11 protein-coding genes are annotated in these 10,815 nt (G+C 72.0%); 8 read left to right on the top strand and 3 right to left on the bottom strand.

From position 1 onward, the window contains the following. The first annotated feature begins 95 nt into the window (after window positions 1-95). Genes H5397_RS04565 through H5397_RS04535 form a run of 7 tightly spaced genes read left to right on the top strand, consistent with a single transcriptional unit; the run spans window position 96 to window position 7,669 of the window. Entirely contained in the window at window positions 96-1,538 is a 1,443-nt protein-coding gene (locus tag H5397_RS04565; RefSeq protein ID WP_182815134.1) for an APC family permease, read from the top strand. After that, on the top strand, window positions 1,535-2,839 hold the full coding sequence (locus H5397_RS04560; protein ID WP_182815133.1) for a glutamine synthetase family protein: 1,305 nt from the start codon (window positions 1,535-1,537) through the stop codon (window positions 2,837-2,839). The genes H5397_RS04565 and H5397_RS04560 overlap by 4 nt, the downstream gene beginning before the upstream one ends. Further along, window positions 2,823-3,995, top strand: coding sequence for an amidohydrolase family protein (locus tag H5397_RS04555; RefSeq protein ID WP_182815132.1), 1,173 nt, complete (start codon window positions 2,823-2,825; stop codon window positions 3,993-3,995). Before H5397_RS04560 ends, H5397_RS04555 begins: the two co-directional genes overlap by 17 nt. Further along, a complete protein-coding gene (locus H5397_RS04550) occupies window positions 3,992-5,221 on the top strand; it encodes a M20 family metallopeptidase (RefSeq protein WP_220491988.1) in 1,230 nt (409 codons plus the stop codon). The genes H5397_RS04555 and H5397_RS04550 overlap by 4 nt, the downstream gene beginning before the upstream one ends. Further along, window positions 5,202-6,545 carry an aspartate aminotransferase family protein gene (locus H5397_RS04545; RefSeq protein ID WP_182815131.1) on the top strand — a complete coding sequence of 448 codons (1,344 nt, stop codon included), beginning with the start codon at window positions 5,202-5,204 and terminating at the stop codon, window positions 6,543-6,545. Before H5397_RS04550 ends, H5397_RS04545 begins: the two co-directional genes overlap by 20 nt. Continuing rightward, the gene (locus H5397_RS04540; protein WP_182815130.1) at window positions 6,545-6,769 is read left to right on the top strand and encodes a hypothetical protein; all 225 of its coding nucleotides are present in this window, start codon (window positions 6,545-6,547) and stop codon (window positions 6,767-6,769) included. Before H5397_RS04545 ends, H5397_RS04540 begins: the two co-directional genes overlap by 1 nt. 15 nt (window positions 6,770-6,784) lie before the next feature. Next, window positions 6,785-7,669, top strand: a complete 885-nt coding sequence (locus H5397_RS04535) for an FUSC family protein (RefSeq protein WP_182815129.1) — start codon at window positions 6,785-6,787, stop codon at window positions 7,667-7,669. Between the two features lie 27 nt (window positions 7,670-7,696). On the opposite strand, the gene H5397_RS04530 is transcribed toward H5397_RS04535, so the two are convergent. After that, complete coding sequence (locus tag H5397_RS04530) at window positions 7,697-8,125, bottom strand: type II toxin-antitoxin system VapC family toxin (protein WP_182815128.1); 429 nt, start codon at window positions 8,123-8,125, stop codon at window positions 7,697-7,699. Beyond that, on the bottom strand, window positions 8,122-8,361 hold the full coding sequence (locus tag H5397_RS04525; RefSeq protein WP_182815127.1) for a CopG family transcriptional regulator: 240 nt from the start codon (window positions 8,359-8,361) through the stop codon (window positions 8,122-8,124). The genes H5397_RS04530 and H5397_RS04525 overlap by 4 nt, the downstream gene beginning before the upstream one ends. A gap of 108 nt (window positions 8,362-8,469) precedes the next feature. Here H5397_RS04525 and H5397_RS04520 point away from each other — a divergent pair, with 108 nt between their 5' ends. Beyond that, a complete protein-coding gene (locus tag H5397_RS04520; RefSeq protein ID WP_182815126.1) occupies window positions 8,470-9,822 on the top strand; it encodes a ferredoxin-NADP reductase in 1,353 nt (450 codons plus the stop codon). Window positions 9,823-9,825: 3 nt separating this feature from the next. Here H5397_RS04520 and rocF read toward each other — a convergent pair whose 3' ends face one another. Beyond that, window positions 9,826-10,761 carry an arginase gene (rocF, locus tag H5397_RS04515; RefSeq protein ID WP_182815125.1) on the bottom strand — a complete coding sequence of 312 codons (936 nt, stop codon included), beginning with the start codon at window positions 10,759-10,761 and terminating at the stop codon, window positions 9,826-9,828. Window positions 10,762-10,815: the final 54 nt, after the last annotated feature.

Below are 10,815 nucleotides of genomic sequence, written 5' to 3'. Positions count from 1 at the left end.
GCGACGCTCCTGGTCGGGTGTGGCAATACCCTGGGAACCCAGCGGGTGGGGCGCGCGCGGGTTATCGTTCTCGGCATCCACCCCGGAGGTGCCCCATGAACGGCGTTCCACCTGATGTTCCCGCCACCCAGAGCAGCGGGCTGCACCGACGCCTGGGGGTGTTCGAGGTCACCGCTTTGTCGGTGGGCTTCATGGGCCCGGTCATGGCCATGTCGCTCAACGGCATCGGCGTGGCCGGTCTGGTCGGCAGGGCGGTGCCCTTCACGTTCGCCGTGTCGTTCGCGGGCACCCTCCTGGTGGCGTACGCGTTCATCCGACTGACGCGCTACTTCACCCGGGCCGGTTCGGTGTACGCCCTCGCCGGCTCGACGCTGGGCCCGCGGGCGGGCTTCTTCGGCGGCTTTGCGCTGCTGGGCACGTACATGTTCTTCGCGGCGTGCATCACTGGGGCGTGCGCGGTGTTCTTCGAGGCGATGCTGACAGAACTGGGGGTCAGCCTGCCCCCGTTCGGCTGGGTGGCCGTGGTGCTGGTGGTCACCGTGGTCGCGCTGCTGCTGAACATCCGCGAGTCGGTCGTGACCACGCGGGTGCTGCTCGGCATCGGATTCGTGGGCATCGCCGCCATGGTGGTGCTCGGCGTGGTCATCGTGATGCGGGTGGGCTCGGCCGACGCCCCGGTCAGCACCGGCATCGACCTGTCGACGCTGGCCCCTTCGGGCGTCGCCGCGAACGCGGTCATGACGGCGTCCGTGTTCGGCTTCCTCAGCTGGGCCGGCTTCGAGTCGGGCACGTCGTTGGCCGAGGAGACCAAGCGGCCGGAGAAGAACATCCCGCGATCGCTCCTGCTGGCCGTGGTGCTCGCCGGCTTCCTGTACGTGTTCGTGATGTTCGCCCAGACCATCGGGTACGGCACCGACGAGGCGGGCACGAACGCGTTCGCCAACGCCAGCTCGACCCTGACCGAGCTGAGCAGCCGCTACATCGGGGCCTGGTTCGCCGTGGCGATCTCGGTGATCGCCTTCTTCGTGGCCCTCGCGTCGCTCATCTCGTCCACCGCGGCGGCTGCCCGGCTGGTGTTCGCCCTGGCCCGCGACGGGTTCGGACCGCCCGCCCTGGCCCACGTCAACCATCGCGGCGCCCCGTCGACCGCCGTCTTCCTGATCAGCGGACTGACCACGGCGCTGACGCTCGGGCTGGCCTTCGCCGGTCAGGGCCCGGTCGAGGTCTACTACTGGTATGCGACCATCGCCACGCTGTGCATGGTGCTGGCCTACGCGATGACGTCGGTCGGGGCGATCCGGCACGCGTTCAAGCCCGCCTCACCCATTCCGGTGTGGGAGATCGTCTTCCCCGTCCTCGGGTTGGGCTACCTCGCCTACGTCTTCGGCGTCCAGATCATCGGGCAGGAGGCGCCGTACACGTACTTCCCCATCTTGGCCGGCATCTGGTGCCTGGTCGGGCTGGTCGTGGTCTTCGTACGCCCCGACCTCGCCCAGCGGATCGGTGACCGACTCACCCGAGAGGACCTCGACACATGAACCACGACCCCGCAACCGAGATGACGTTCATCGCCACCAGCGACCTGGCGGCGGTGATGAAGGGCCGCAGCATGCGGACCGAGGACTTCCATGCCGGTTCCACCGTCGGGTGGGTGCCCGCCAACCTCGGCATCGGTATCCAGGGGCACATCGCCGAGGATCTGCCCTTCGGCTCCACCGGCGACCTCCGACTCAAGCCGGACCTGTCCACGCGGCGCACGGTCACCGGGGTCCCCGGCCGCCCCGACCTCGACTTCGTCATGGCGGACGTGGTCAAGACCGACGGCAGCCCCTACGAGTGCTGCCCGCGCACCTTCCTCCGCCAGGTGCTGGCCGACCTGCACCAGGAATACGGCATCAACGTGGTCGCCGGGTGGGAGCACGAGTTCGCCGACCTCGACGCCGACTACCCCCACCACCCGTTCTCGTTCCGCAGCTTCCGCTGCGCCGAACCGATGGGCTCCCAACTCTTCTCGGCCCTGGCTCGGTCGGGCCTCGGCCCGGACACCTGGCTGCCCGAGTACGGCGACCACCAGTTCGAGATCACGCTCAGCCCCGTCCCGGCGCTCGAGGGTGCCGACCGCGCGGTGCTGCTGCGCGAGATCGTCCGCGATGTATACCGCGTGCACGGGCATCGCGCCACCTTCACGCCCGTGCCGAAGCTGGGCGGCTCCGGCAGCGGTGTGCACGTCCACTTCAGCCTGTCGGACGACGCGGGCCGCAATGTGTCGTGGGACCCGTCCCGCCCCGGGCGCGTGTCGGCGCAGGTCGGGTCGTTCCTGGCCGGCATCCTGCGCGACTCGGCCGACATGTGCGCGCTGTTCGCGCCCCTGTCGATCTCCTACCAGCGGCTGGTCCCCAACAACTGGTCCTCGGCCCGGGTGTTCCTGGGCCTGCAGGACCGCGAGGCGCTGCTGCGCATCGTGCCGACCGTCGAGATCGGCGGCAAGGACCCCGAACCTCAGCTGCACTTCGAGTTCCGGGCCGCGGACGCCGGCGCCAACCCGTGGCTCTTCTTCGGTGCACTGATGCGGGCCGGCCTGGACGGGCTGCGCGACGGCCTCGAGCCGGCGGCGATCGTCGAGCGCGAGCTCGACCTGAAGGGCCGGGACAAGGACCTGCCGGCCCTGCCCTCGACGCTCGAGGAGGCACTCGACCTGTTCGAGTCGTCCGAGCGGGCCCGTGGCTGGTTCTGCCCCGACATGGTGCACACTTTCCTCTCGGTGAAGCGAGAAGAGGTCGACCAGATGAACCGCCTGAGTCTGCAGGAGCGTTGCGAGATCTATGCGTCCGTCTACTGACCTGGGTGCCGCCGCCCTCGACATCATCGAGTCGGTGGCCCTGACCGACCACCACTGCCACGGGGTCATCGAACGTCCGCTGGTGCGCGCCGAGTTCGAGGACCTGATCACGGAGTCCGACCGACCGGCCCCCGCCGGGTGTTCGGTCTTCGACTCGCAACTGGGCCTCGCCGTGCGACGACACTGCGCGCCCGTGCTCGGCCTGCCCGCCTTCGCCGACGCCGATTCCTATGTCGCGCGGCGTGCCGAGCTCGACCCGGCAGAGGTGACCCGGAGGTTCCTGCGGGCCGGCGGGTTCGGCCGCCTCGTGGTCGAGACCGGATTCCGCGCCGACGTCATCCTGCCCCCCGCGGCCATGGGGGAGCGCGCCGGTGCCGCGGTGTCCGAGGTCGTCAGGCTGGAGAAGATCGCCGAGGACGCCGCGACCGAGGTCGGCGAGGACGCGGCCGCGCACCGGTCCCTGTTCGCCGAACGACTGGACGCCGCGCTGGCCACCGCCGTGGGCGTGAAGACGATCGCGGCCTACCGCGGCGGCCTGGAGTTCCCGGCGACGCGACCCGCCACGGAGGCGGTCGACCGCGCCTACCGGTCCTGGTGGCGGCGGCAGCCGCCCGATGACGTCCGCCTCGACGACCCGGTCGTCATCGGCCACGGCCTGTGGCAGGCCATCGATCGCGGCGTGCCGATCCAGGTGCACGTGGCCTTCGGCGACCCCGATGTGGACCTGCGCCGCTCCGACCCCGTGCTGATGTCGGAGCTCTTCCGGGCCTCCCGCGGGTCCGGCGCGAGGTTCGCCCTGCTGCACTGCTACCCGTACCACCGTGAGGCCGGCTACCTCGCCCACGTGTGGGAGCACGTCTACTGCGATGTGGGCCTGGCGATCAACTACACCGGCGCGCAGTCGGCCCAGGTGCTGGCCGAATCCCTGGAACTCACCCCCTTCCACAAGGCCCTGTTCAGCTCGGACGCCTGGGGTGCCCCGGAGCTCTACCACCTCGGTGCCCTGCTCTTCCGACGGGGACTCGGCGAGGCCCTCGGGCGGTGGTTCGGGGCGGACCTCCCCCTGGCCGACGTGCGGCGCATCCTCGACATGATCGCGCACGACAACGCCACGCGGCTGTACGGCCCCACGGCCGGCGCCGGGGTGGCCCCGTGACCGACGACGGTCGCCGGGGACTGGACCGGCTGGCACGGGCGTGGCTCGCGCGGTTGGACGTCGAGCTGCCTGCCGCGCGGGAGCTGCGGCGACGGCTGCACGCCGAGCCGCGGCTGTCCGGGCAGGAGCAGGACACCACCGACCTCGTGCTCACGGAGTTGGGGGTCGCCGGCACGCCGGTGGCCGGGACCGGCGCCTGGGTCCGCGTCGGTCCGCCCGGCAGCTCGATCGGCGTGCGGGCCGAGTTGGATGCCCTGCCCGTCGTGGAACGGACGTCGGTGGGCTGGGCAGCGTCGGGTGTGGCGATGCACGCGTGTGGGCACGACGTCCACCTCGCCGCGTTGGTTGCCGTGCTGCGCGCCGCCGCTGCGCTGCCCACAGGGCTGCTGCCGCAGGGCGTCGTGGGAGTGTTCCAACCGCGCGAGGAGTCCGATGCCTCGGGCGGGCTCGACGTGGTCTCCTCCGGGCTGCTGGCCGACCAGGGCGTGCGGGCCATGGTGGGAGCGCACGTGCACCACGGCGTCCCGGCCGGCTCGGTCTCGACGGGGGCTGGTGCGATCAACGCTGCCTACGACGGGTTCGAGGTCACGGTCACGGGGCGGGGCGGGCACGGCGCCTACCCCGAGTCGGCGCGCGACCCCATCACCGCCCTCGCGAGGATCGCCCTCGGCCTGCCCGGGCTGGTCCGGACCACCGTGCCGGGCATGCGCCCGGCGGTGATCAGCGTGGGCACGCTCAGGGCCGGCGACGGGGCCGCCAACGTCATCCCGGACACGGGGCTGCTGCTGGCGTCCCTGCGCACCTACGACGCCACGGATCGCGAGCGACTCCGCGCCCGCGTCGCCGAGTTCGTCACCGCGACCGCACAGGCGGCCGGCTGCGTGGGGACCACCCGGGTGATGCCCGGCGAGCCCGTGTTGTCGAACGACCCCGTGCTCAGCCGTGGCACCGATCGTTGGCTGGGGGCGCTCGGGTTGCGGGCCGTGGAGCCGATTCGCACCTTGGGGTCGGACGATTTCGCCTACTACGCCGAACGCGTCCCGGCGTTGATGTGCTTCGTCGGGGTGCACGACGAGCCCGGCCTCGGGGTGCCCAGCCTCCACGACCCCGAGTTCCTGCCCCCGGACCGTGCGGTCGGGGATGTGGCCCGTGCGATGATCGCAGCCTGGCTCGGTGCCGCAGACATGCTGGCGGGAGAGGACGACCATGTTCACCTACGACAGTGACCACGTGATCGCCGGGGTTGAGAAGTTGCGGTTCTTCCCCCAGACCGCGGTGTCGGGCGCGGGCGCCACCATCGTGGACGCCGACGGGCGGGCCGTGCTCGACTTCAGCGCCGACTGGACGGCCGCCGGGTTCGGGCACGGCAACCCCCGCATCGCCGCAGCCGTGCACGAGGCCCTGGTCGCCGGGGGTCCGGCGTCCGTGTTGTCGGTCGCGCACCCATGGGCGACCCGGCTGGCCGAGGCGCTGTTGGGGCTGATCCCGACGCTCGGCGCGGATCGGCGCGTCTATCTGGGCCACGCCGGCACCGATGCCAATGACATCGCCGTGCGCGGGGCGCGCCACCTGACCGGACGCCGCGGGCTCATCGCGTTCGAGGCCGGGTACCACGGCGGGGCGGGGAGCTCGCAGGCCTTCTCCGGCGTCCACGTGGCCACGGGTGTCCCGGCCGACCCCGACACGGTCTTCGTGCCGTACCCCAGCGCCTTCCGTCCGTTCCGGGGCGACGCGTCCACGGTCGGCCAGGAGTCACTGGAGCTGGTGGCGGACGCCATGGCCGGCGGCGACATCGCCGCGGTCATCGTCGAACCGCTGCAGTCCGACGGTGGCCTGGTCGTGCCGCCGGAGGGCTTCCTGGCTGGCTTGCGGGCCTTGTGCGACCGGCACGGCTGCCTGTTGATCATCGACGAGGTCAAGGTCGGGTTGGGTCGAACCGGGCGCCTGCTGGCCCACGACCATGACGGGGTCCGGGCCGACATCGTCACCCTCGGCAAGGCCTTGGGCGGCGGGTTGCCCTTGGCCGCCACCGTCGGACCAGCCGCCGCGCTGGACGAACCTGCGGCGTCCGCCCTGATGACGACGGTGGGCAACGCCGCATCCTGCGCGGCGGCGCTCGAGGTGGTCGCCCTGCTGCGGGAGGGCCACCTCACGGCCAACGCCGCCGCGCGCGGCACCCAGCTGGTGGAAGGGTTGCGCGCGGTGGCGTCCTCGGGGGCGGCGGGTGCGGACTGGATCGCCGACGTGCGCGGGCGCGGCCTGTCGGTGGGCGTGGAGCTGCTCGATCCGTCCCGGGCCGACGGCGGGTTCGGCGACGCGACGGACGTCGTGACGGCCAAGGTCGCCTACCGGGCCTGGCAGCTCGGTTTGGCCTGCTACCCGGTGCGCGGGAACGTCCTGGAGCTGACCCCGTGGTTGGGGGTGACCGCCGACGAGATCGGGCGAGGGATCGCCCTCATCGGTCGCGCGCTCGCCGATGTCGTCGAGGGGGCGGTGTTGGACGCCGACATCGCCGGGTTCAGCGGGTGGGCGGACGCCCGCGAGGAGTGATGACGACGTTCTTGGGGTCGCGCGACAACCCCCTCGCTCTGCGGCGCTTGTTCACGCTCGGTCCCGCACCGGCCGACCACGGGATCGCGGTGCGCTGCGCCCTGGGTGTGCTCCTGCCCATGGCTGCCCTGCTGCTGGTCGACCGTCTCGACCTCTCGGTGTTCGCCGTCTTCGCGGCGTTCACGAACGTCTACGGGCGGGTCCCGGGGCACGTCGATCGGTAGCTCACCCAGCTGAAGGTGGGGGCGTCCTTCTGGGTGCTGATGCTCGCCGCCTGGTTGGGTGCCTCGGTGATCCCGCACGGTACGAGCGCCGGGTTGTGGGCCATGGTGGTCACCACCAGCGTGGTGGCGTTCGTCGCTGCGGCGTGGGCGGCTCTGCTGCGCATTCGTCCGGCCGGCTCGCTGTTCCACATCTTCTGTTTCGCGGCCATCATCTCGGGGCCACCGAGGGCATCTCTGGGCGACAGCATGTTCGTGGCCTCGGCGACGGTCGGGTTGGCGCTGTTGCTCGGCCAAGTCGGCCGGATCCTGCCCAGTCGCCGGACGCCGTGGGTCGTCACCCCGCCGCCACCGCTGGCGGAGGTGGACTGGCGCGGTGTCACGCTCGAAGCGACCGTGCACGGGATCGCCGCTTTCGCCGCGGGGGCCCTGACGATCCCCCTCGCCGGGGCACTGGGAGCCGGCCACCACTACTGGGCGATGGTGGCCGCGGTCGTGCCGCTCGCCGGCCATTCGACGCGGCATCGCGTCGCTCGCGGCCTGCACCGCATCCTCGGCACCTTCACCGGCATCGCCCTCATGCTGGGCATCATGGCGCTCCACCCGCCGCTGGTGGCCGTCGCCGTGCTCATGGCGGTCTTCCAGTACGGCGCCGAGCTGTACATCGCGCGGAACTACTTCTTCGCCCAGACCTTCGTGACGCCCCTGGCCCTGCTCGGCACGTCGATCGGGGCGGGCTGGTCGGGGCAGCTGGCCTACGACCGCATCGTCGAGACCATCATCGGCGCGTGCGTCGGCATGGGGGGCGTGCTCACCATCACGCTGGTGCGTCGCTACGCCGCGCGGTTGGCGGACCCCGACGACCACGAGGTCACCGTGCTGCGCTTCCGAGGGCTGGGCTGATCGGGTCGACCAGATCGCGCTTGCGTCTCACCCGCGGTCGGGGTGGACCCACCGAAGGCCCGGGAAGCGAGCGAAGTCGCCGTCGAAGGAGCAGACGCTCGTTCCGTGCTCGATCGCGAGCGCGGCGAGGTGGGCATCCGTGACGAGGTTCCCGCGCAGATTCGACTCGACGAGGAGCTGCCCGAGGATGTCGCGGTGGCGACCCCCGGGCGTGGGGACCCAGGCCTGGTCGGCGTCCAACCAGTCGGTGACGTATCCCCACGCCTCTTCAGGGGTCAATGGGTCAGAGGTCACCCTGGGATGGGTGATGATGCGCTGGAAGGCCATCAGGGACACCCAGGGCAGCCCGACGCGTTCCACGCCGTTCATCGCGTCGTCGAGCCACGTCCGTGCCTTCGTGTGGAAGGGGGACGTGTCATCGACGGCGTAGAGCAGGACGTTCGCGTCGACGATCACCCGGCTGCCTGGGCGTCTTCGTGATCCAGCAGCTCCAGCGTGTCCGCGATGTCGGTCACGTCCACCTTCAGACCGACGCTGGCGGTGCGCTGGCGGAAGCGCGTGCGCTGCTGCTTGCGATCGAGGCCGGCGCGGGCGAGTTCGTTCACGGCCTCGCCCAGACCGATGTTGCGCTCTCGGCGCAACCGTTCGGCCGCTGCCTGCACCTCGGGGTCGAGTCGTACGGTTGTTCGCATGCCACGAGCCTAGCACCACTGATGCTGATCATGCGCATCTATGATGCTGGATTGCCAGTCCCGCAAGGGGCTGGCTGGCCGAACCACGGGCTGGCAGGATAGGCCGACATGACAGCGCCGTCGCCTCGTGTCGCCATCGTCGGAGCCGGACCGTCGGGCCTGTACGCAGCAGGTTCGCTGCTCAAGGGGTCGGACCAGGTGCGCATCGACATCCTCGACTGCCTGCCCACCCCGTACGGATTGCTGCGCTACGGCGTCGCCCCCGACCACACCAGCATGCAGGGCATCCAGCGGGTGCTGGCCGAGCCGTTCGAGTCCGATCGGGTGCGGTTCTTCGGCATGGTCGAGCTGGGCTCCGACATCACCGCCGACGAGCTGCGCGAGGGCTACGACGCGGTCGTGTACGCGGCCGGCGCCTCCGAGGACCGCCGCCTCGACGTCCGGGGCGAGCACCTGCCCGGCAGCCGCTCGGCCCGCGAGTTCGTGGCCTGGTACTGCGGCCACCCCGACGCCGAGGCGCAGTCGCTCGCCGGGGTCGACACGGCGATCACGTTCGGCGTCGGCAACGTGGCCGTGGACGTGGCCCGCATCCTGCTCGCCGACCCGGACCACCTGGCCACGACCGACATGCCCCCGCCCGTCCTCGACGAGCTCGGCGCCCACCGGGTCGCCGACGTGTGGGTCGTCGGACGCCGCGGGCCCGAGCACGCGACCTTCACCACCACCGAGTTGCGCGAGCTGCTGGCGCTGGACGGCGTCCAGCCCGTGCTGCACGACCCCGTGCCCGACGACCCCGTGGACGCCGACCGGCGCGTGCGCCAGAACCTGGCCGCCCTGCGCGAGGCCGCCGACCGCGTCGTCGAGGAACCGCGGGCGCGCCTGCACCTGGCCTTCTGGCGTCGGCCCGTCGAGCTCGTGGGGGCGTCCGGGGTGCGCGCGGTGGTGCTGGAACGCACCGCGCTGGACGAGGCCGGCCGGGTGGTCGGCACGGGCGAGCGCGAGGTCGTCGGCGCCCAGTTGGTGCTGCGCGCGATCGGGTACCGGGGCAAGCCGCTGCCGGGCGTCCCGTTCGACCCCGAGGCGGGGGTGGTGCCCAACACCGACGGCCGGGTGGTCGACGCCGCCGGCCCGCGCCCCGGCGAGTACGTCGTCGGCTGGATCAAGCGTGGCCCGCTCGGCGTGATCGGCACCAACAAGTCGGACGCCGCGGCCACCGTCCGCAACCTCCTGGCCGACCTCGCCGACCTGCCCGCCCCGACGGGGCCGGACGCCGGGGCGCTGTTGGCGGACCGGGGGAGGCCGGCGTCCACGTTCGCCGACTGGGAGCGCATCGACGCCGAGGAGCAGGCGGCGGGGCAGCGGTTCGGCCGGCCGCGGGTCAAGGTCGCGACGTGGCACGCCCTGTTCGACCTCGTCCGCCACGGCCGGCCGGGTGGACCGCTGGAGCGGGAGGCCGAATAGCCCTCAGCCGGCGGGCGGGTTGTCCAGGTCGGTGACGCGCAGCAGCGTGGACTTGCCGAACAGCGACTCCACGAGGTCGACCGCCAGCTCGGCGGTCGCGTTGCGCACGTCGAGGGCCGGGTTGACCTCGACGATGTCCAGCGACCCCAGCCGGCCGGTGTCGGCGATCATCTCCATGACCAGGTGGGCCTCGCGGTAGGTCGGGCCACCGACGACGGGCGTGCCGACGCCGGGGGCGACGCTCGGGTCGACGAAGTCCAGGTCGAGGGACAGGTGCAGGTGGGTGTCCTCGCCAACCGAGGCCAGCACCCGGGTCATGGCCCGGCGCATCCCGACCTCGTCGAGGAACCGCATGTCGTAGACGGCCATGCCCAGCTCGTGGAGGAAGACCTTCTCGCCCTCGTCGACGCTGCGCAGGCCGACCTGGTGGATCTGGTCGTGGGTGATCGCGGGGGTCCGGTCGGAGAGCCCGGTCAGGACGTCGGGGCCGTGGCCCAGCAGGCAGGCCACCGGCATCCCGTGGATGTTGCCCGACGGGGTCATCTCGTTGGTGTTGATGTCGGCGTGGGCGTCCACCCAGATGATGAGCAGGCGCTTGCCCGCGGCGCGGCAGTGGGCGGCGACGGCGCTGATCGACCCGATGGCCAGCGAGTGGTCCCCGCCCATGAGGATCGGCAGGCGCCCGTCGGCCAGCTCGGCAGCCACGGCGTCCCGGACGGCGTGGTTCCAGGCCGTGACCTCGGGCAGGTGCTTGTAGCCGTCGACGGGGCCCTGCCGGGGGTTGGGCGGGCCCTCGACGTCGCCGACGTCGCGGACGTCATTGCCGAGCTCACGCAGGGCCGAGCCGAGCAGGGCGACGCGCAGCGCGCCGGGGCCGAGGCGGCAGCCGGCGACGGAGGCGCCGACGTCGGTGGGTGCTCCGATCAGGGAAAGACGCATGGTCGCCAGTCTCCCGAGGGGGTGGCCGGGTCGCAACCGTTAACTGTCACCTGC

This window comes from Propioniciclava sp. MC1683, from assembly GCF_014164675.1.
GTDB lineage: Bacteria > Actinomycetota > Actinomycetes > Propionibacteriales > Propionibacteriaceae > Propioniciclava.
Note: the sequence above shows the minus strand (reverse complement) of the source record. Positions and strands in the feature narration are given on the sequence as shown.

Coding starts and splice junctions, on each gene's coding strand:
- H5397_RS04565 (WP_182815134.1), top strand. CDS start 96: ATGAACGGCGTTCCACCTGATGTTCCCGCCACCCAGAGCAGCGGGCTG.
- H5397_RS04560 (WP_182815133.1), top strand. CDS start 1,535: ATGAACCACGACCCCGCAACCGAGATGACGTTCATCGCCACCAGCGAC.
- H5397_RS04555 (WP_182815132.1), top strand. CDS start 2,823: ATGCGTCCGTCTACTGACCTGGGTGCCGCCGCCCTCGACATCATCGAG.
- H5397_RS04545 (WP_182815131.1), top strand. CDS start 5,202: ATGTTCACCTACGACAGTGACCACGTGATCGCCGGGGTTGAGAAGTTG.
- H5397_RS04540 (WP_182815130.1), top strand. CDS start 6,545: ATGACGACGTTCTTGGGGTCGCGCGACAACCCCCTCGCTCTGCGGCGC.
- H5397_RS04525 (WP_182815127.1), bottom strand. CDS start 8,361: ATGCGAACAACCGTACGACTCGACCCCGAGGTGCAGGCAGCGGCCGAA.
- H5397_RS04520 (WP_182815126.1), top strand. CDS start 8,470: ATGACAGCGCCGTCGCCTCGTGTCGCCATCGTCGGAGCCGGACCGTCG.
- rocF (WP_182815125.1), bottom strand. CDS start 10,761: ATGCGTCTTTCCCTGATCGGAGCACCCACCGACGTCGGCGCCTCCGTC.